21 protein-coding genes and 1 pseudogene are annotated in these 17,917 nt (G+C 61.2%); 8 read left to right on the top strand and 14 right to left on the bottom strand.

Annotated elements, in window-relative coordinates:
* Window positions 1-39 precede the first annotated feature (39 nt).
* From gcvA to JH25_RS23280, 4 genes and pseudogenes are all read left to right on the top strand, one after another.
* Window positions 40-945 carry a transcriptional regulator GcvA gene (gene gcvA / locus JH25_RS23270; protein WP_032876613.1) on the top strand — a complete coding sequence of 302 codons (906 nt, stop codon included), beginning with the start codon at window positions 40-42 and terminating at the stop codon, window positions 943-945.
* 75 nt (window positions 946-1,020) lie between these two features.
* Window positions 1,021-1,848 carry a DMT family transporter gene (locus JH25_RS23275; protein ID WP_032876610.1) on the top strand — a complete coding sequence of 276 codons (828 nt, stop codon included), beginning with the start codon at window positions 1,021-1,023 and terminating at the stop codon, window positions 1,846-1,848.
* Between the two features lie 29 nt (window positions 1,849-1,877).
* Window positions 1,878-2,086: pseudogene (locus tag JH25_RS27805) on the top strand (SDR family NAD(P)-dependent oxidoreductase); the annotation flags it as partial.
* Window positions 2,087-2,433: 347 nt separating this feature from the next.
* Complete coding sequence (locus tag JH25_RS23280) at window positions 2,434-3,942, top strand: sensor domain-containing diguanylate cyclase (RefSeq protein ID WP_032876607.1); 1,509 nt, start codon at window positions 2,434-2,436, stop codon at window positions 3,940-3,942.
* A 15-nt stretch (window positions 3,943-3,957) separates the two neighbouring features.
* Here the strand turns inward: JH25_RS23280 and JH25_RS28550 are convergent, their stop codons facing one another.
* The 3 genes from JH25_RS28550 to JH25_RS23295 form a co-directional block, all read right to left on the bottom strand.
* A complete protein-coding gene (locus tag JH25_RS28550; RefSeq protein WP_164699489.1) occupies window positions 3,958-4,107 on the bottom strand; it encodes a hypothetical protein in 150 nt (49 codons plus the stop codon).
* A 177-nt stretch (window positions 4,108-4,284) separates the two neighbouring features.
* A complete protein-coding gene (locus JH25_RS23290) occupies window positions 4,285-4,734 on the bottom strand; it encodes an N-acetyltransferase (RefSeq protein ID WP_032876600.1) in 450 nt (149 codons plus the stop codon).
* Window positions 4,731-5,180, bottom strand: coding sequence for a helix-turn-helix domain-containing protein (locus JH25_RS23295; protein WP_032876598.1), 450 nt, complete (start codon window positions 5,178-5,180; stop codon window positions 4,731-4,733). Before JH25_RS23295 ends, JH25_RS23290 begins: the two co-directional genes overlap by 4 nt.
* 81 nt (window positions 5,181-5,261) lie before the next feature.
* On the opposite strand from JH25_RS23295, the gene JH25_RS23300 reads away from it, so the two are divergent.
* Entirely contained in the window at window positions 5,262-5,750 is a 489-nt protein-coding gene (locus JH25_RS23300) for a DUF2938 domain-containing protein (RefSeq protein WP_032876595.1), read from the top strand.
* A gap of 6 nt (window positions 5,751-5,756) precedes the next feature.
* Here the strand turns inward: JH25_RS23300 and JH25_RS23305 are convergent, their stop codons facing one another.
* Window positions 5,757-6,209, bottom strand: a complete 453-nt coding sequence (locus JH25_RS23305; RefSeq protein ID WP_032876592.1) for a GNAT family N-acetyltransferase — start codon at window positions 6,207-6,209, stop codon at window positions 5,757-5,759.
* Between the two features lie 305 nt (window positions 6,210-6,514).
* Between JH25_RS23305 and JH25_RS23310 the strand changes: the two genes are divergently transcribed.
* On the top strand, window positions 6,515-7,372 hold the full coding sequence (locus JH25_RS23310) for an SDR family oxidoreductase (protein ID WP_032876588.1): 858 nt from the start codon (window positions 6,515-6,517) through the stop codon (window positions 7,370-7,372).
* 683 nt (window positions 7,373-8,055) lie between these two features.
* Here the strand turns inward: JH25_RS23310 and JH25_RS23315 are convergent.
* The 6 genes from JH25_RS23315 to JH25_RS23340 form a co-directional block, all read right to left on the bottom strand.
* On the bottom strand, window positions 8,056-8,295 hold the full coding sequence (locus JH25_RS23315; RefSeq protein WP_005787380.1) for a hypothetical protein: 240 nt from the start codon (window positions 8,293-8,295) through the stop codon (window positions 8,056-8,058).
* Window positions 8,292-8,549, bottom strand: a complete 258-nt coding sequence (locus JH25_RS23320; protein WP_005787382.1) for a DUF6555 family protein — start codon at window positions 8,547-8,549, stop codon at window positions 8,292-8,294. Before JH25_RS23320 ends, JH25_RS23315 begins: the two co-directional genes overlap by 4 nt.
* Before the next feature lie 99 nt (window positions 8,550-8,648).
* Window positions 8,649-8,930, bottom strand: a complete 282-nt coding sequence (locus JH25_RS23325; protein ID WP_032876585.1) for a hypothetical protein — start codon at window positions 8,928-8,930, stop codon at window positions 8,649-8,651.
* 98 nt (window positions 8,931-9,028) lie between these two features.
* Window positions 9,029-9,793, bottom strand: coding sequence for an OBAP family protein (locus tag JH25_RS23330; protein ID WP_032876582.1), 765 nt, complete (start codon window positions 9,791-9,793; stop codon window positions 9,029-9,031).
* Window positions 9,794-10,025: 232 nt separating this feature from the next.
* Window positions 10,026-10,304 carry a hypothetical protein gene (locus JH25_RS23335; RefSeq protein WP_032876579.1) on the bottom strand — a complete coding sequence of 93 codons (279 nt, stop codon included), beginning with the start codon at window positions 10,302-10,304 and terminating at the stop codon, window positions 10,026-10,028.
* 24 nt (window positions 10,305-10,328) lie between these two features.
* Complete coding sequence (locus JH25_RS23340; protein ID WP_005787385.1) at window positions 10,329-10,583, bottom strand: hypothetical protein; 255 nt, start codon at window positions 10,581-10,583, stop codon at window positions 10,329-10,331.
* Window positions 10,584-10,767: 184 nt separating this feature from the next.
* Here JH25_RS23340 and JH25_RS28545 point away from each other — a divergent pair, with 184 nt between their 5' ends.
* Window positions 10,768-10,917, top strand: a complete 150-nt coding sequence (locus JH25_RS28545; RefSeq protein WP_005787387.1) for a hypothetical protein — start codon at window positions 10,768-10,770, stop codon at window positions 10,915-10,917.
* A gap of 118 nt (window positions 10,918-11,035) precedes the next feature.
* Here JH25_RS28545 and JH25_RS23345 read toward each other — a convergent pair whose 3' ends face one another.
* The 4 genes from JH25_RS23345 to JH25_RS23360 form a co-directional block, all read right to left on the bottom strand.
* On the bottom strand, window positions 11,036-12,376 hold the full coding sequence (locus JH25_RS23345) for a c-type cytochrome (RefSeq protein WP_032876576.1): 1,341 nt from the start codon (window positions 12,374-12,376) through the stop codon (window positions 11,036-11,038).
* 16 nt (window positions 12,377-12,392) lie between these two features.
* Window positions 12,393-14,627: a xanthine dehydrogenase family protein molybdopterin-binding subunit gene (locus tag JH25_RS23350; RefSeq protein WP_032876574.1), complete on the bottom strand. Its 2,235-nt coding sequence runs from the start codon at window positions 14,625-14,627 to the stop codon at window positions 12,393-12,395.
* Complete coding sequence (locus JH25_RS23355) at window positions 14,627-15,085, bottom strand: (2Fe-2S)-binding protein (protein ID WP_032876571.1); 459 nt, start codon at window positions 15,083-15,085, stop codon at window positions 14,627-14,629. The genes JH25_RS23350 and JH25_RS23355 overlap by 1 nt, the downstream gene beginning before the upstream one ends.
* A 189-nt stretch (window positions 15,086-15,274) precedes the next feature.
* A complete protein-coding gene (locus JH25_RS23360; RefSeq protein WP_032876567.1) occupies window positions 15,275-16,216 on the bottom strand; it encodes a LysR family transcriptional regulator in 942 nt (313 codons plus the stop codon).
* 109 nt (window positions 16,217-16,325) lie between these two features.
* Between JH25_RS23360 and JH25_RS23365 the strand changes: the two genes are divergently transcribed.
* A complete protein-coding gene (locus JH25_RS23365) occupies window positions 16,326-17,825 on the top strand; it encodes a CoA-acylating methylmalonate-semialdehyde dehydrogenase (protein ID WP_032876565.1) in 1,500 nt (499 codons plus the stop codon).
* Window positions 17,826-17,917 lie beyond the last annotated feature (92 nt).

The raw sequence follows: 17,917 nt of genomic DNA, 5'->3' as shown, positions 1-17,917 counted from the left end.
TGCTCAGCGCTTACTACTAACTCGCCGGACACCCTATCTATGAGAGATCTGCCGCCCACCGCGACCTTGCGCGCCTTCGAAGCCGCCACTCGCCACCCGACCTTTACCGCGGCCGCGCAGGAGTTGCATGTTACTCAGAGCGCGGTCAGCCACCAGCTCAAGCACCTGGAAGCGCTGTGGGGCCTGGCGTTGTTCGAGCGTGGCCAGTCGTTACGCCTGACCCCGGCGGGGGCTACCCTGGCGCCCATCGTGCGCGAATTCTTCATGAGCCTGGAGGCGACCCTGGCCGACCTGCGCGAGCAAAAGGGCAGGGTACGGCTCAAGGTCAGCACCACTTATTCCTTTGCCTTGAAATGGCTGCTGCCACGCTTGCCGAACCTCGCCCGCCAGCACCCCGAGCTGCTGGTTGCGCTGGACACCACGGACGACGTCATCCACTTTTCCGACGCCCAAGCTGATGTCGCGGTCCGGCTGGGCAAGGGGAACTACCCGGGCCTGTATTCGGAGTTTTTGTTCGGCGAGCAGGTGTTTCCGGTGGCCAGCCCCGAATTGTTGCGGCGCCTTGGCACCCCGGGCAGCCCCGCCCATTTATTGGACTTCCCGCTGCTGGCCCGCGATGGCGCCGAGCTGGCACCGAAATGGGAGGTCTGGTTTCAAGCGGTGGGGCTGGCTTTTACGCCGCTCAGGGAAAGCGTCAGGTTTGGCGATACCAACATGACCGTCGAGGCGGCCCTGCTCGGCCATGGCATCGCGTTGGTGCGCAGCGGGCATGTGGAGCAGGAAATAAGTGACGGTCGCCTGGTGCGCCTGTTCGATGTGCCGTTCCCGTCACCGCTTGCCTACTATTTTGTGTGCCCCAAGGGCATCGAAACCCAGCCGCATATCTTCAGCTTTCGTCAATGGCTGATGAGCGAGGCGCTGAAAGTACAACGGGCGGATCAATGAGGTATGAGTATCTGTTCATGCTGTGATGAGCAGACTTCGCTGTAAGCCGGGGCCTTGGCTTGCCTAAGATGGCGCATGCCTACTCATATCATCTTCCTGGTGCTGTTCGCCGCCCTGCTTCATGCCAGCTGGAACGCGCTATTGCGTGGTGGTGCCGACCGGCTATGGTCGATGACTGTCATGTGCATGGCCATTGCCTTCACCAGTCTCATCGCCGCTACGTTCATGGTGACGCCGGCGATTGAGAGCTGGGGCTATGGGGTGCTTTCGGCGTTGCTGCATGTCGGTTACAACCTGTTCCTGGTGCGCAGCTACCGGGTGGGCGACCTGGGGCAGATCTATCCGATTTCCCGGGGCTCGTCGCCGGCGCTGATCACCCTGGGGGCTGCGGTATTTGCCGGGGAACGCATTGCGCCCGTCGAGTTGCTGGGGATTGCACTGGTGTCAGGGGCGATTATTTCCCTGGCTTTCAGCGGGCGTCGGTTGTCGGTTCCCAGCCTGCCTTATGCGCTGGGAACGGGCTGTTTCATCGCGGCCTACAGCGTTGTCGACGGTATCGGCGCCAGGCTCTCCGGCGCGCCGCTGGCCTATACCGTATGGATGTGCGCGTTGTGGGGCGTGATGATGCCAGCGGTGTACATCGGCCTGCGCGATGCCCGCAGTTTATTAAGCCTGCGCCCCGGTACCTTGGCCGCGGTGGTCGGCGGGCTGGTGTCTTTGCTGGCCTATGCAATCGTGATCTACGCGATGAACGAAGCGCCGTTGGGCGCGGTATCGGCATTGCGCGAAACCAGCGTGTTGTTCGCGATGTTGATTGGCTACTTTTTTCTGGGCGAAACCCTTACCGCGCGCAGGGTCCTGGCGTGCGTGGTGATCGCCGGCGGCACCCTCATCATCGGCTGATACAGCCATCTCCCAAGGAGGTATTTTCAATGGTTGACGTCTCGCAGGCACCGCTGATCCTGATCACCGGTGGCAGTCGTGGAGTGGGTGCCGCGACCGCCCGGCCATCGACCGCAGGTTCGGGCGCCTCGACGTACTGGTCAATAATACCGGCGTGCTGACGACTCAGTCGCGTCTGGAGGACCTGAGCCTGGAGCGCATGCAGCGCATCTTCGCGGTCAACGCCATCGGCCCGATGCCCGTGTGGTTAAAGGTGAGCACTGGTAGAACGGTGCCGGGCCCTGGAGGTTGCTTGCACTGGCCCTGAAGCATCGGTTGTTTCACTTGAGGCGAGTGTGGCAGAGGTTGAAGGCGCGATAGATGATCTTGAGCAGGCGCTGTTGAGTTTTCAGCAGGGTGGGGCGTGAGCCGTATGGTCTGGTTCAAGCCGAGGCGAGGCTGTTGGTGTAGGAAATTTCTGTGGGTGCTATTGCTGCAGTGCAAGCAGAGTGCTTGTATGCTTGCGCCCAGAAACCGGTGGCCTCTGTAAGTGCCGACGTTCGAATGATGGCTGGACTGGAAACCGGACTTCCTTAAGGTGCTGACGTGAAGCGCGATACCCGCCTTGTGATGCTTTTGCTGTTGGTGATTGGTTGCTCCCTGACCTCGTTGACGATCTGGAAGGTTCTGTCTTCGCGTGAGCGCGCGCTGGCGGAAGTGGATGTGCATGGTTTGAACCTGACCCAGGCACTCAATACCTATACCGAAGGTATCGTCCGGCAAAGCGCGCTGTTGTTGCTGGGCCTGGTCGAGCGCCTCGAAACCGAAGGCAGTGGCCCGGCGCAAATCGAGCGTATCCATGCGTTGATCAACCGCCAGCAGCCGCTGATGCCGCAGCTCAGTGGCATCACGGTGTATGACCGTCAGGGCGGCTGGTTGATGTCCTCCAACCGGCGGATTCCAGAGGGGGCCAATAGCAGCGATCGCGCCTATTTCATTCATCATCGTGACGATCCGAGCCCCGAGCCGTTCATTGGCCCACCGGTTCAGAGCCGTGCCAATCAGGAATGGGTGGTTACCGTCAGCCGCCGATTCAATGATGCATCGGGCAATTTTGCCGGGGTGGTCGCGGTGACGCTGGGGGTGGAAAACTTTCTGCGCGTGTTCGGCAAGCTTGACGTTGGCCAGGAGGGTGCCATCGGCTTGTCCTACACCGACGGCACGTTGCTGGTGCGCTATCCCTTCCGTGAACAGGACATGGGGCGCAATTTTTCCAAGTCGCCTATTTACGCCAAGTATTTCGATCAGCCTTTCGGCACCACCGCGCATACCTCCAGCCTGGATGGTGTGGAGCGGTTGTATGCCTTTCGCAAAAGCGAAACGCTGCCGCTGATTACCACCGTCGCGCTGGGCAAGCATGAAGCCCTCGCGGCGTGGCGCATCGAGGCGGCACTGTCGGCAGTCGTGGTGGCGGGCTTGTTGGGGCTGACCGGGCTGATCGGCTGGTTCCTGATTCTGGATATTCGCCGGCGAACCGCGGCGGAAGAGGCGCTGCGCGTCGCCCAGCAACAGTTGCTCGATTCCAATCGTCAATTGGCGTTCCTGGCGATGAAGGACGCGTTGACCGGTTTGGCGAACCGCCGTTGTTTCGATGAAACACTGGCCCTGGAAGCACGCCGGGCGCAGCGTGAAGGTACGTCGCTGGCGTTGTTGATGATCGATATCGACCATTTCAAACGCTACAACGATGCCTTCGGTCACGTGGTCGGCGACACTTGCTTGCAGAGGGTCAGCAGGCTATTGGAACGATGCGCGCGACGACCGTCAGACCTGGTGGCGCGTTATGGCGGTGAGGAAATGGCGATCATCATGCCCGGCACCGACAGCCAAGGCGCGGCGGTGGTCGCGCAACGGATCCTTGAGTCGCTGCAGCACGAAAACATCACGCACCCAGGCAGCCCGTTCGGTTACGTCAGTGTGAGTATCGGCATTGCCGCGGGCACGGGTTTGCGTCTGGAACCGCCGCTCGGATTGATCGAGGCGGCTGATCAGGCGCTTTACTCGGCGAAGGCTGCGGGACGCAATGGATTTTCCCTGCAAGCCACGGGGCCTTGATTGTCTGCTCTAACCTCACATACCCAGCGTCGGAATCATCACTTCACCACACTCCATGAGTTGGCCTGCCGTGACTTCCAATTGCGCAGTGGGCTTGGCCGCATAGCCAGCGATGAAGCCGGCGCTTAGCAGTAAAAGGCACAGGAAGGCTTTTCTCAGAATCATGCGCGCAGTTCTCAAATTAGGTCGCAAGGGAAATGCACAGATTGTGTATTCAAGAAAAGGTTCCTGAACAAGGCGTCACACCGTTAGCTGATCGCCAATAGGCCAGCGCCGAACACGCATGCCGGTGGCCGCCGCAAGGGCATTTCAACTCCTCGCCGATGCGCCGGGTTGGAGTCATCAGGGCAGTGGGTCAAATAATCCATCAGGCGCCCAGCCCATCACTGTTTCAAGGTGACCTGTGTGTTCGTCCCGTTGCTCTCTGAGTGCGATAAAACCGTGCTTCTTGTAGAAGTCAAGGCTGGGAACATTCTGCGAATACACGCTCAGTTGAAGTGAGGTTCTGGCTGCCTGCGCGTCCTTGAGCAATTGTGTACCGATACCACTGCCCTGATGCTCAGGCGCGACAAACAGCGCCGCCAGGGTGTCTTCATATACGCAACTGAAGCCCAGCACTTTCCCGTCGGCTTCAAACACACGGGTCACGGCGCTGGGCAGGTAGACCTCGCGCATGGCGCCCAGTTGGTCATGCCAGAAGGCGGGGTCGATAAAGTGGTGGGCCAGGATGGACGCGTGCAGCCAAATATCCAGGACGGGTTCCAGGTCGGCAGGTTGAAAGTGGCGAATCATAGTGCCTCAGTGTTTGAGTGAGCAGGCCGAACCCTGGCGAGACCGGCGCTGCCGCGCTTGAAGGTTCCTGCTGCTGCGATGGTGAGTAGGCGGCGAAAAGTCGGGCATTGTGCGTGGTTGGGGGCAGGGCAGGCGGCCGCATGGCGCAAGCCCCGGCTCATCGCCTGCAGGTGTTTGACCGTGGCATCAATCTCGTCGGCCTTGGACAGCAGCACCGCTCTATCCACATTGGCCTGGCCATTGGGTGACAGCATGGCGTGTATCTCGTCCAGCGACAGGCCACCCGCCTGCCCGAGGGCGATGACCGCCAACTGCTCAACGACCGCTGCTGCGAAATGACGGCGAGCACCGGGCGGGCTGGTCGATGTAATCAACCCCTTCTTTTCATAAAAACGCAGCGTATGGGCAGGAATGCCCGTGCGTTTGACGACCTCGGTGATATCCATTGGCAGACCATTGACTTGAAGTTGACTTCAACTTCTATGATGCCTGCGCAGGTCGAATGGGTCCATGACTAAGAGGTAGGTATGACAGCGCTGGAAGGGGTTGCACAGGTGGTGTTGTTGGGGGCAGGGGCTACCGTGGTGATGGATATGTGGATGCTGCTGATGAAGGTGCTTGGCTTTCCGACCCTGAATTTTGCGTTCGTTGGGCGTTGGGTCGGCCATGCGTGCCGGGGGCGATTTGCGCATTCAAGCATTGGGCAAGCGCTTCCCGTTCGAGGTGAAGTAGCCCTGGGTTGGATCGCGCATTACGTCACCGGAGTGGTGCTCGCGTGGGTGCTGGTGTGGATTGAAGGCGATGCCTGGTTGCTGGCGCCGACCTTTGTACCTGCACTGGCGTGGGGTGTTGTGACAGTGGCCGTTCCGCTGTTTGTGATACAGCCGGCCATGGGGGCCGGGTTTGCATCGTCCAGGACGCCGACGCCAGGCAAGAACCGACTGCGCAGCCTGATCAACCATGGCGTTTTTGGTGTGGGCCTTTACCTGGCGGCGTGGGTGATCGCCTGGGCCTGATGCAGATCAGCGCAGGAATTTGACGTACACGCACTCGGGGTCGTCTTCGTCGAGGTTCTCGATCTGCCCGCTGGGTATGAATCCGGCCTTTGTCATCAATGCCTGGGACGCGCGGTTGGAGGCGTTGGTGGAGGCGAACAACTTCGGCGTCTTGCAGGCCGCCTCGGCCGCCGCCAGCAGGCGCAGGGCCACACCCTGGCGCTGGTAGGTCGGTGATACCACCACAAGGGCAATAAAGCCGTGATCGAAAAAGTCGTGGGTGAGCACCAGGTACCCGGCGCACGTGTGGTCGCTGACTGCCACCAGGCATTGCTGGTTAACGACGGCATCGTGGATAAACACGCGGCGGTGGGCATGGGCAGCCGCGTAGGCGTCCAGTTCAACCAGGGCGTGTACGTCGTCGGGTTGGGCCTGGCGGATCAGCCACTCTGCGGCGGTGGGGGAGCGGTGTTCAGTCATGGGCGTTCTGGTTTTTTCTTCCACGTGGCGAGTGCCGGCTTCACGTTCATGTATGAGTCCCTAGCGCATAGGGATAGCACATTTTTATTACGCAACGGTAGGCGCGAGCTTGCTCGTGAAAAACTCTCAGGCGCCGTGTTCATTCAGAAAGTACACGTCAGCGTTGATGATTTTCGCGAACAAGCTCGCTCCTACAACAAAAAGGGAAATCTGTCGGCAACGGTTATCCGATTTTATGAAAATTGCTCTGAACTATCGCGCTCGGCACGCCCTCGCAACAGTATCCATACACAGGAGGGAATCCGATGAACCACTACCCAACACCACCCTTCAATCCCCAGCAGCAGCCCGTTCCGGGCGACCAGCGCAAGATGGACCCGGTGCCGGATTGCGGTGAGCAAAGCTACAAAGGCTCGGGGCGCCTGGCCAACAAGATTGCGTTGATCACCGGCGCCGACAGCGGTATCGGGCGTGCGGTGGCGATTGCCTTTGCTCGCGAAGGCGCGGACGTCGCGGTGTCGTATCTGGACGAGCATGAGGACGCCAAGGAGACCGCTCGCTGGGTCGAAGCGGCAGGGCGCCAGTGCCTGTTGCTGCCCGGCGACCTGGGCGACGCGGCGCAGTGCACGGCGATCGTCAATGACACCGTCGAGAAATTCGGCCGTATCGATGTGTTGGTCAATAACGCTGCATTCCAGATGACCTATAAGTCTCTGGAGGACATTCCCGACGAGGATTGGGTGAAAACCTTCAACGTCAATATCACGGCGATGTTTCGCATCTGCAAGGCAGCGTTGCCGCATATGGCGCAAGGCAGTTCGATCATCAACACCTCGTCGGTCAATTCCGATATGCCCAACCCGACCCTGTTGCCCTATGCGGCCACCAAGGGTGCCATTGCCAACTTCACCGCCGGCCTGGCGCAGATGCTGGGCGAGCGTGGCATTCGGGTGAACAGCGTAGCGCCGGGGCCGATCTGGACGCCGTTGATCGTGTCGACCATGCCCGAGGAGTCGGTGAAGCATTTCGGTGGCAACACGCCACTGGGCCGCCCAGGCCAGCCGGTGGAAGTGGCGCCCATCTATGTGTTGCTGGCGTCGGATGAAGGCAGTTACATCTCTGGCGAGCGCTATGGCGTGACGGGGGGCAAGCCGATTCTTTGAATCGGCACATCCCCCCTGATTCAAGCAGCGTTAAAATGTGAAAGGGGGCTTGCCCCCGATAGCCATGGGTATCTACACAACTTTTGTAGCCACTGCCGACGCTAACCACGATGCGAAGCGAGTCGCTCTTGATCTTGCTCTTGATCTGCTTTTGATCTGAGGCGCCCCGTTAAACCACGCTGGCCGGAATTCGACAGGGATTTGGGGGGTAAACCGGCAGGGATGCCGGTTTAGCCGCCCCGCGCCATGGATGGCGCGTGGCGGCGGCCCCCCAAATCCCTGGCGGATTACGGGCACACCGAGCCTAGGCGAGGTGCCGAGTGGTGGGGCAAGAGCGCTTTGGTTACTTTCGCGCTTTTCGAAAGTGACCCGCTGTAAAAGCGGAACCAATAGCAGCCGTGACTCAAATAACGGATATGTACTCGGTCAAAGTCCAGCATCCTGGTCGGCTCTTAGGCCGCCATCGGGGGCAAGCCCTCTCCCACAGGTCCGGCGTCACACCAAAGGTGTGTAGACACCCATGCCCCGATAGCGACAAACCAGTCCACGCTTTGTTGACTGACACGCCCCGGACGGGGCGTGTCTTTTTTGTAGGAGCAAGCTTGCTCGCGAAAGGCTCACAAGCGCCGCGTCCCTTCAGGTTTACGCATTATCGTTGACATTTTTCGCGAGCAAGCTCGCTCCTACGTTCTCATAGCCCGCCGTATACGCATCCACTCTCGATAAGCCGCAGTCCGCTGCGCATCCGCAAGCTTCTTCGCCTCGGTGAAGCGCGCCCAGGTCGTTGCATCGCCACTGTAGTGTTCGATGATGTTATACGCCTGCGCATCCAGTCGATCCGCTTCGAAAAACATCTGGGTGTTCTGCGCAATCTCCTCATCCCACCTTTGACTGATTGTGTAATCCAGCACCTGACTGTTCATTGTGTGACACCCTCCGCCCACTGAATTTCTTCCGCCCCGCACCAGCGCACATCGGTAATGCCGTATTTTTCCGCCATCGGCTTGGACACGCGCTTGAGGTTGTTTTGACCGAACCTGGGGATGACCGCCACGCCGGCATCGCAACTGGCCCAGTGCCATGCTTCAGCATTGTTCATGCGTGCCGTACGCACGATAAAGGACCTCGGCTCGCCGTGAAGTTGATACTTGATGGTAAATAGCTCGTTGGTTTTCATGAGGCCTCCCTATGCTCATGAACTACAGATAATTGACGTCAAAAAAAATTCAAAGAACTTATCGGGCAATTCGATGGGGGGCTGTCAGCGCTGCGGCAGTCAGTCATCCACGGTAAATTCTACCCACCCGGCTTTGTCAGCGGGCCGCTCTATCTGGGCGATTACACCGCCGACGGAGGTACCGTCTGGCAAGTTCACCATGACGAAATTGGGATGGCCGGGCCACTCCAGTGGAGTGTCAAAGACCAGGCGAATCAGGGTAGGTTTACCGCTACCTGTCAGATTTACGTCAACGTGTTCGTTGAGGCGTTCATCTGCTTGGGTTCCGAGGTGACGCGAAGCCGTGATGATGCTGGCGGAGCCTTGATAATCGTAAGACATGTTGCAATACCTCATGCAAAGGGCGGCGGATGCAGCCGTGTTCTTGTGTGGCAAGCGCGGGTCAATGATTGTTCAATCCAGATGACCCGGCGGCGCCGTCAGTGCCGGTGGGGCGTTGCGGTAGGGTCGTCGATCTGGATGATCGTGCCGTGGCGCCAGGCATCCGCCCCGGGTGCAATGGCCGGTGGGGCTATATCGGCGCGAGAGCGCTTCTTCTCGGTGCTGTCGATACCCAGGCGTTGATCGCGCTCGGCGACCATCCTCGGATCGGCCTGGCCGTCAGCGGTAAACCCCATCATCAGTTGAGGCACACCCAATGGCAGGCGCTTGTGCAAGTCGGTATGCCAGGTGTGCCAGGTCTTGCCGTAGGTGTGCACCAGCTTTTCCATCAGCGCGTGCTCGGCCACCGCGGGAATGCCAGGCGCGACCAGCTGGCCGGACTTCACCTCATGCACATGGCTGTGCCACAAGGCTTTCTCCGGTGCCGGCAGGCTGTTGAACAACTGCTCGCTGATGATGTATTCCACGCCCATCAACTTGGCGTCCTTGCGGTTGCCGTCGTAAATCACACACTGGATCACCTCCTCATTGAGGATGGCGCAGTAGTGGTGCGCTTCCATCTGCACGTCGGGGTGGCCGTTGTAGAAGTGAAAGCCGTCCAGGTAGGCATTGAGCGCGTCGATGGGCGGACGTGACTGCAGCAGGGCGGCACCGGTATCGAGTGCTCGCGTGCCTGGCGATTTGGCATCGCCCGGCGCCACCACGTTTGAGGCTGAGTCGTTGCCCGCGCACGCTGTCAACGAGGCGACGCAAATTGCCAGGCACAGCGATGGCAGTGCAGGTTGCAGGCGGTGAATGTTCATCGGGGATTCCCTCCATGGGCAGTTGTCGAGAACATCTAGAAAGCCTGCCGAGGAGGGTGTTCAACCGGATAGGGGGGGCGCATGGTTTGCGACGATTTGTGGAACAAGCGTTCAGCGTACCGGGTCCTTTTTCATAAGCGTGCAGTTTGGCGCAAATGGCAGTCGCCACACCGGTTTACTGGTGCCTGACGGCAAGGACGGCATTCCGGCCGGGACCATCTGTAGCGAGTCCCTAGCCCTGGAGTTTGATGGTCACCAGCAGTTCATTGGCGTTGTTCTTGCCGGCATCAACGACAACGCCGTGATAGGTGCGGCCTTCGGTTTTGATCTGAACCGTATGGGCCTTCAATAGTTGTTCCGGCCACGGCGAGAGAATTTGCAGCGACACGCCCGCACCCGCTTCCATGACCTTCGCCATGCACTCGCAAGACAGGGGGTTCACGCCGAGCAGCGTGTCTTGAAGGTAGTCGATTTTGACGCGTTGCAAGGGGGTAGCAGCACCAGCGTGCATGGCAAGCCTCGTTGATTTTTGCGTTTACTCCACGGAGGAGAGGCGGGACGATTGTCGCGAAACCACCATGTCTTCCAGGATTTCCCGAACGAGCCGATTGATCCCGGGCTCGCCGTGATACTGGGCACGGTTGATGTTGGCGATGGTGAACTGGTTGGCATCGGGCGCGAGCACCGTCACCGACAGGCTGTTATCCGGATTGATCGTGCAGGAGACACGGCAGTTGCACAGCCGCCTCGCAAGCGCGCGCTGGATTTGCGCTTTGGTCAATGTGTCCATGGGGTCACCGGATAGCGGGCCTTAACGGATCAAGGGTAGCTCAAATTGGTCGTGCGTAAAGGCTAGCGAGTTGATGGCAAGCCACTCGTCAGTCGCTGAGGCTGCGCGTTGAACATATGGGCGGTTGCGCCAGCCTGATACAGCATAGGCTGATGCATCACCCAAACATCGCTAGGGGAATCTCATGAAGAAGTTATATATGTGCCTGGGCTTGTGCAGTGTGTTCATGCTGCACGGTTGTTTTGACAGTTCCGATAACACCACCAAAGACAACACCAGCGGCAGCAAGTCTTCGGTGCAGATGCAGGAAGGCAAGGCGGACGAAAGCAAATAGAGGTCCCCGGGCCAAATGTGAGAGGGGGCCTGCTGCCGATATAGGTGTTTCAGTCTATGCAACTGTGACTGAACCACCGCAATCGGGAGCAAGTCCCCTCCCACGGTTCATACATCACTCAGCGCATATGCAGGATGATCGGGCTGCTGCTCGCCGGGTCAGTATGCCCGCGCAATTTGCTCACCGCTTTTGCATCGACCGCGCCACCGTTGTTGCCCCAGGTGCCACGCACGTAGCTCAGCACGTCGGCGATTTCCTGGTCGGACAGCTGCTCACGAAACGCCGGCATCCGGTAGGCGTCCGGCATCCCCGCCGCCACCACGCGCTGCGAGCCGTTGAGGGTGATGTTGATCGCCGAGGCGCTTTCCTTGGCCAGTGCCGACGTGGCGCCGGCCAGGGGCGGCATCCATTCGGGCTGGCCTTTGCCGTCGAGGCCGTGGCAGGAGGCGCAGCGGGTCGCATAAGTGTGGGCGCCGGGCGCATCCTGGTTTGCTGTCACCGCCTGATACTGCCAGGGGCTGCCATCACGCTGCGGGTCACCGGGCAGTGATTTGAGATAGCGGGCGATAGCGGCCAGGTCCTCGTCCTGCATGAACTGCGTGGAGTTGTTGAAGGCTTCGGTCATCGAGCCGTAGACCACGGCATGGGCATTGCGCCCCGTCTTGAGGAACTGCACGATCTGCGCTTCGCTCCAGCGGCCCAGCCCGGTGTTGGGGTCCTGGCGCAGGCTGGGTGCGTACCAGCCGTCAAGCAGCGCTCCAGCGAGGAACGGCGCGCCGGATTCGTCCAGGGCTTTCTCGTTGAAGGCCAGGCCACGCGGTGTGTGGCAACTGCCGCAGTGGCCTGGGCCCTGGACAATGTAGGCGCCACGGTTCCACAGCGCGTCCTGGTCGGGCTTGGCGGCGTAAGTGGCGGTGGGCGCAAACACGCCATTCCACAGGGCGATGGGCCAGCGCAGGTTGAGCGGCCAGGGTATATCGCTGGGGATGTTCGGCTGGTTGGCCGGTTGCACGCCCTTCATAAAAAACGCATACAGCGCTTTCACATCGTCGTCGCTGAGCTTGACGTAAGACGGGTAGGGCATGGCCGGGTACAGCCGACGGCCGCCCGGTGCGACACCCTGGCGTACGGCGCGATCAAAGTCGGCCAGGCTGTAGGTGCCGATGCCATGCTCGCGGTCGGGGGTGATGTTGGTGGCGTGGATCGCCCCCAGGGGCGTGGCCATTTCCAGGCCACCGGCGAAGGGCTGCTTGCCGGCCAGGCTGTGGCAAGCCACACAGTCACTCACCCGCGCGACGTATTCGCCGCGACTGACCAATGCAGGGTCGAAACTGGTGGCCTGTTGCTGTTCAAACGGCGAGGCGGGCTCGCGGGTGACGTACCAGGCCAGCAGGCCTGCGGCGACCAGGCAGGGCAGCGCCAGCCAGCCTGCGGTTCTTGCGAATCGGCGGTTGTTCATGGGCGTTCCCTGTGGGTTAACTGAAGGTGTGGCGGCTCAACGGCAAGCTGCGGATGCGCTGGCCGGTCAACTGTGCCACCGCATTGATCACCGCCGGTGCCACGGCGGGCAATGGCGGTTCACCGATGCCACCCATCTTTTCGCCGCTCTCGACGATCTTCACGTGGACCTGCGCCATACGTGAGGGCGGCAGGATCGGATACAGGTCGTAGTTACGCGCCCGTGGCATACCGTCCACGTACACCGCTTCCTCCAGCAACGTTTGCGACAGCCCCAAGGCTACCGCGCCGCTGACCTGGGCTTGAATGATCGCCGGGTTGACGATGCTGCCCGGGTCGATGGCCTCCCAGATATGGTGAACCTTGACCTGGCCGTTCTCGATCGACACTTCGGCGACTACCGCCGCGTGAGAGCCAAAGGGCGAAGCCATGGCCACCCCGCGTGCACGGCGCGTGCCGTCTTCGGCGGTGTAGGGGCCACGCTTCCAGCCACCGGACAGCTCGCCCACCGCTTGCAGCAAGGTGGTCAGCCGCGGGTTGTCGCGCAGCAGGTGCAGGCGCAACTCATACGGGTCATGACCGCCCTTGTCCGCCAGCTCATCCAGGAATGCTTCGTAGAAAAAATCGTTAAGGGAATTACCCACTGAACGCCAGTAGCCGAGCATGGGCGCGCCCTTGACGTAGATCTGCGCGATGCGCTTGTTGGGGATCGCATAACTCTTGCCCGACAGGCCTTCCAGGGCGGTGGGGTCGATCTGCTCTCCCTGTTTGCCACTGAGGGCTTCGGTAGGGCCTTCGGTGGCACTCACCGCTTCGATGGCTACCGGCAGGCCCTTGTCGTCCAGGGCGGCACGAAACTTCACCACGGCGAGCGGGCGCAACACATCGCGCAGGAACTCTTCTTCACGGCTCCAGATCAGCTTGATCGGGCGGCCGACGGCCTTGGCCAGCGCGATAGCCTGCGGGTACGGATTAGCCGAGTCATACAGGAAATGCCGACCAAAAAAGCCCCCCAGCAGTGGGGAGTGCAGGGTGATTTGCTCGGTGGCGAGGCCGGTGCGCTTGGCAATGTCGGCGCGGAACATATCCGGCGCCTGGTTGGGCAGCCACACCTCAAGCGTGCCGTCGGGGTTGAAGCGCGCCAAGGCAGAAGGCGGCTCCAGCTGGGCATGGTTGAGGTATTGGTTATGGTAGGTGGCTTCGAGCCGAGTCTTGGCGCCAGCCAGGGCGCCGGCGACATCGCCCTGGTTTTCGTCATCGCGGGCCGGGCCCTGCTGGGCGGCGAGGAAGTCGAGGTATTTGTCGCTGGAAAAATCCGCCGGCATCGCCCGTACGGTCGAGTCGGCAGAGGCTTCCTGCCATTCAACCTGGATGGCCTCCACCGCACGCTTGGCGTGCCACCAGCGTTCGGCCACCACCGCCACGGCGCCTGGCAAGGTATGAACCGAATGCACCCCCGGCATGACCTCGACCTGGGCCTGGTTGCGCAGGCTGCCCACGCTCATGCCCAGGCGCGGCGCGTGCTGGACGGCGGCGTGGAGCATGTTGTCGAGTTTAAGGTCGATGGTGTAAAGCGCCTTGCCGGTGGATTTGTCATAGGCATCCAGGCGTTTGACCGGCTTGCCGATCCAACGGAACTGGCTAGGGTCGCGCAGGGTGATGGTAGCGGGGTCGGGCACCGGCATATCGAGGGCACGACCGGCCAGTTCACCGTAGCCCACGGAGCGGCCGGAAGCGGCGTGTACCACGCGGCCAGGCTGGGTGGTCAGCTCGCTGAGCGGCACGCGCAGTTGCTCGGCGCCGGCCTGCATCAGCATGGCGCGGGCGAGGGCGCCGAGGCGGCGCATGGTCGGGTAGCTCATGCGCACCGACATGCTGCCGCCGGTGATGCGCAGGCCGTTTTCCATTACCACGTAGGCTTCACCCGGCGGGGCGGCTTCGACGATGAAGGTGGCGGGGTCGGCATCCAACTCTTCGCCGATGATCTGTGCCATGGCGGTGTGGGTGCCCTGGCCGCCTTCCATGAAGGGGCTGAGCAGGCGCACGCTACCGTCCGGGCGAATTTCCAGGAACGCCGGCACTTGGGTGCCGCGTTCAGCAGCGCCGGTGGCGGCCTGCACCCGCGACGAGCCCAGGGGCAAGCCAAAGCCGATGACCAGCGCACCTACGGCGGTACTGGCGAGAAAGCGCCGACGCGACAGGTTGATCGGCTCGTCCAATTTAACGCCGGGCAGGATCTCGGACATATTCATCAGGCGGTCTCCTTCCCGGCGGCCAGGCCATCCATGGCGGCATGGATGGCGTTGTAAGTGCCGCAGCGGCACAGGTTGACCATTGCCGCATCGATCTGCGCTTTCGACGGAGCGGGGGTGTGCTTGAGCAGCGCGGTGGCCGCCATCACTTGCCCGGACTGGCAGTAGCCGCACTGCGCCACCTGGTGCTCGACCCAGGCAGAGACCACGCGTTTGCCCACCTCGTCGGCCTCGATGGCTTCGATGGTGGTGATCTCGCGACCGACCACCCCGGCTACCGGCGTCACGCACGAGCGCACCACATTGCCGTCCACCAGCACCGAACAGGCGCCGCACTGGGCCAGGCCGCAGCCGTACTTGGTGCCGGTCAGGCCCAGGTTGTCGCGGATCACCCACAACAACGGCGTGTCTGCCTCGGCCTCGACTTGATAGGCCTTTTGGTTAATACGTAATTCCATGGCTGGCTCACCTGCTGATCATCGGTTGGTGCTGCAAAATTCTTATAGGAACGGTGCGACTGTACGTCGCCCATCGTCGAACTCTAGACCACCGCGCAACAGCTATCTATGCAATCGACTTCAAGTTCAGAGGATCAGGCAAGAATTCAACAGGATTGGGTCACTGTCCTCTGTAGGAGCGAGCCTTCATCAGCTGCCAGTGAATTGAAACCCGCCTGACAGTTTTTCCTTCAAATACCCCACCAGCACCGTCACGGACCTGGGCACATGGGGCGAGTAGGGCCGAATCAAATAAATTTCATCGGCAAACGCGCCCTTGAGCGTCCAGCCCTTCAACACCTGCACCAGCTTGCCGCTGGCCAGGGCGGCATGGGCGCTGAAGTCCGGCAGCAAGGCGACGCCCAAGTGATTGAGCGCCGCGTCGCGCAAGGCCTCGCTGTTGTTGGTTGAAAAGCTGCCGGCGATGGGCACGGTGGTGCGCTCGATATTTTTGCTGCCGCGCTCGAAGGTCCAGGCCGGTTGGTCGCTGCCCCGTGGGTAGTAAAGGCAGTTGTGGGCGCCCAGGTCTGCCGGGGTTCGCGGTTCACCGTGGCGTTGCAGGTAGTCCTGGGTAGCCACCAGCACTGAGGTGGTATCGCACAGCTTCCACGCCACATGCGTCTCCGGCACCTGGAAACCGTGGCGCACCGCCAGGTCGTAGCCTTCGGCCGCCAGTGAGCTCAAGGCGTCGGACACGTCTAGCTGGATGCGCACTTGCGGGTACTGCTGCAAAAAACCGGAAAGGTGCGGCACCAGTTGTTGCCGGGCAAACGCCACGGGGGCGGTCAGGCGCACCAGGCCGCGAATTTCGCCGACGGAGTCGCGCACCGACGAGAAGCTGCGGGCAATCTGCGCATAGGCGCTGCGCACTTCGCGGGTCAAAGACAGCCCGGCTTCGGTCAATCGCACGCTGCGGGTGGTGCGGGTCACCAGGCGCGTACCGGTGGCTTTCTCCAGATCGGAGATGCGCTGGCTGACCGCCGATTTGCTCACCCCCAACCGTGCCGCGGCGGCGGTGTAGGTGCCTTGTTCTTCCAGCACCGACAGCCAGTGGATATGGGTCCACAGCCCTTCGATCTCAGCCTTTTCCATGAGTGTATTGTTCGCATAAAAGGACAATAAGTTCTGGATTCTGCTCTGGTTTGGAACAAATCGAAAGCCTATCGTGTGTCCCAACGCTACCCACCTGGGATCCATTGCCATGACCACGACCATCGAGCACTACATCAACGACCAGCGCGTGAGCCGCGATGATCGCTATCAGGACGTCTACAACCCGGCCACCGGTGACGTCACCGCGCGCGTGGCCCTGGCCAGCCGCCAGACCGTAGGCGAAGCCGTCGCTGCCGCCCAGGCTGCATTCGCCGGCTGGGCCGACACCCCGCCGATCCGCCGCGCCCGCGTGTTGTTTGAATACCTGCACCTGCTGCGTGAGCGCAAGGATGACTTGGCGCGCATCATTGTCGCCGAGCACGGCAAGGTCTTCACCGACGCCCAGGGCGAAGTCGACCGTGGCATCGACATTCTCGAATTTGCCTGCGGCATTCCCAACCTGCTCAAGGGCGAGCATTCCGACCAGGTCTCCCGTGGCATGGACAACTGGACCATGCGCCAGCCGCTGGGCGTGGTGGCCGGCGTGACGCCATTCAACTTCCCGGTGATGGTGCCGATGTGGATGTACCCGATCGCCATCGCGGCGGGCAACACCTTCATCCTCAAGCCAAGCCCCACCGACCCGAGCGCTTCGTTGTTCATGGCCGAGCTGCTGCGTGAAGCGGGCTTGCCCAAAGGCGTGTTCAACGTGGTGCAGGGCGACAAGGAATCGGTGGATGCGCTGATCGAACACCCGGACGTCAAGGCCGTGAGCTTTGTCGGTTCTACGCCGATTGCCCAGTACATCTATGAGAGCGGCGCCCGCAACGGCAAGCGCGTACAAGGCCTGGGCGGGGCGAAAAACCACATGGTGGTGATGCCCGACGCCGATATCGAGCGCACCGTCGATGCACTGATGGGCGCTGCCTACGGTAGCGCCGGCGAGCGCTGCATGGCCATTTCGGTGGCGGTGCTGGTGGGGGATGTGGGGGATAAGGTCATCGCCGCCTTGAGCGAGCGCGCCAAGACGCTGCGCATCACTGATGGCCGCGACTTAAAAGCCGAGATGGGCCCGATCGTGTCGCGGGCCGCCCTGGAGCGCATCAGCGGCTATATCGAGCAAGGTGTACAGGCCGGCGCGCAATTGCTACTCGACGGTCGTGACTACGTGCCCACCGAACCCGGCCTGGAAAACGGCTTCTGGCTTGGCGCCACGCTGTTCGACCACGTGACCCAAGACATGAGCATCTACCGCGAAGAAATCTTCGGCCCGGTGCTGGCCTGCGTGCGCGTCAACGATTTCGCCGAAGCGGTGAAGCTGGTCAACGACCACGAGTTTGGCAACGGCGTCAGCTGCTTCACCCGCGACGGCAACATCGCCCGCGAATTCGCCCGGCGCATTGAAGTGGGCATGGTTGGCATCAACGTGCCGATCCCTGTACCGATGGCCTGGCATGGTTTTGGCGGCTGGAAGAAGAGCCTGTTTGGCGACATGCATGCCTACGGCACTGAGGGGGTGCGTTTCTACACCAAGCAGAAGTCGATCATGCAGCGTTGGTCGGAGAGTATTGAACAGGGTGCGGAGTTTGCGATGCCGGTGTCGAAGTAAGGTCTCACGAGCACTGTAAGTCCAAGTGTGGGAGGGGGCTTGCTCCCGATAGCAGAGTGTCAGTCAGTCTCTATGTGACTGAAACACCGCTA

The sequence above is a fragment of the Pseudomonas sp. BRG-100 genome (assembly GCF_000737955.1).
Taxonomy (GTDB): domain Bacteria; phylum Pseudomonadota; class Gammaproteobacteria; order Pseudomonadales; family Pseudomonadaceae; genus Aquipseudomonas; species Aquipseudomonas synxantha_A.
The sequence above is the reverse complement of the archived record's forward strand: the minus strand, read 5'-3'. Positions and strand labels throughout refer to the sequence as shown.

Bases quoted from the DNA above. Each gene is read 5' to 3' on its own strand.
- JH25_RS23350 (WP_032876574.1), bottom strand. From the start codon at position 14,627: ATGAATATGTCCGAGATCCTGCCCGGCGTTAAATTGGACGAGCCGATC.
- JH25_RS23320 (WP_005787382.1), bottom strand. From the start codon at position 8,549: ATGAAAACCAACGAGCTATTTACCATCAAGTATCAACTTCACGGCGAG.
- gcvA (WP_032876613.1), top strand. From the start codon at position 40: ATGAGAGATCTGCCGCCCACCGCGACCTTGCGCGCCTTCGAAGCCGCC.
- JH25_RS23295 (WP_032876598.1), bottom strand. From the start codon at position 5,180: ATGGATATCACCGAGGTCGTCAAACGCACGGGCATTCCTGCCCATACG.
- JH25_RS23290 (WP_032876600.1), bottom strand. From the start codon at position 4,734: ATGATTCGCCACTTTCAACCTGCCGACCTGGAACCCGTCCTGGATATT.
- JH25_RS23300 (WP_032876595.1), top strand. From the start codon at position 5,262: ATGACAGCGCTGGAAGGGGTTGCACAGGTGGTGTTGTTGGGGGCAGGG.
- JH25_RS23330 (WP_032876582.1), bottom strand. From the start codon at position 9,793: ATGAACATTCACCGCCTGCAACCTGCACTGCCATCGCTGTGCCTGGCA.
- JH25_RS23305 (WP_032876592.1), bottom strand. From the start codon at position 6,209: ATGACTGAACACCGCTCCCCCACCGCCGCAGAGTGGCTGATCCGCCAG.
- JH25_RS23355 (WP_032876571.1), bottom strand. From the start codon at position 15,085: ATGGAATTACGTATTAACCAAAAGGCCTATCAAGTCGAGGCCGAGGCA.
- JH25_RS23310 (WP_032876588.1), top strand. From the start codon at position 6,515: ATGAACCACTACCCAACACCACCCTTCAATCCCCAGCAGCAGCCCGTT.
- JH25_RS23325 (WP_032876585.1), bottom strand. From the start codon at position 8,930: ATGTCTTACGATTATCAAGGCTCCGCCAGCATCATCACGGCTTCGCGT.
- JH25_RS23345 (WP_032876576.1), bottom strand. From the start codon at position 12,376: ATGAACAACCGCCGATTCGCAAGAACCGCAGGCTGGCTGGCGCTGCCC.
- JH25_RS23275 (WP_032876610.1), top strand. From the start codon at position 1,021: ATGCCTACTCATATCATCTTCCTGGTGCTGTTCGCCGCCCTGCTTCAT.
- JH25_RS23340 (WP_005787385.1), bottom strand. From the start codon at position 10,583: ATGGACACATTGACCAAAGCGCAAATCCAGCGCGCGCTTGCGAGGCGG.
- JH25_RS28545 (WP_005787387.1), top strand. From the start codon at position 10,768: ATGAAGAAGTTATATATGTGCCTGGGCTTGTGCAGTGTGTTCATGCTG.
- JH25_RS23365 (WP_032876565.1), top strand. From the start codon at position 16,326: ATGACCACGACCATCGAGCACTACATCAACGACCAGCGCGTGAGCCGC.
- JH25_RS23335 (WP_032876579.1), bottom strand. From the start codon at position 10,304: ATGCACGCTGGTGCTGCTACCCCCTTGCAACGCGTCAAAATCGACTAC.
- JH25_RS23360 (WP_032876567.1), bottom strand. From the start codon at position 16,216: ATGGAAAAGGCTGAGATCGAAGGGCTGTGGACCCATATCCACTGGCTG.
- JH25_RS28550 (WP_164699489.1), bottom strand. From the start codon at position 4,107: ATGATTCTGAGAAAAGCCTTCCTGTGCCTTTTACTGCTAAGCGCCGGC.
- JH25_RS23315 (WP_005787380.1), bottom strand. From the start codon at position 8,295: ATGAACAGTCAGGTGCTGGATTACACAATCAGTCAAAGGTGGGATGAG.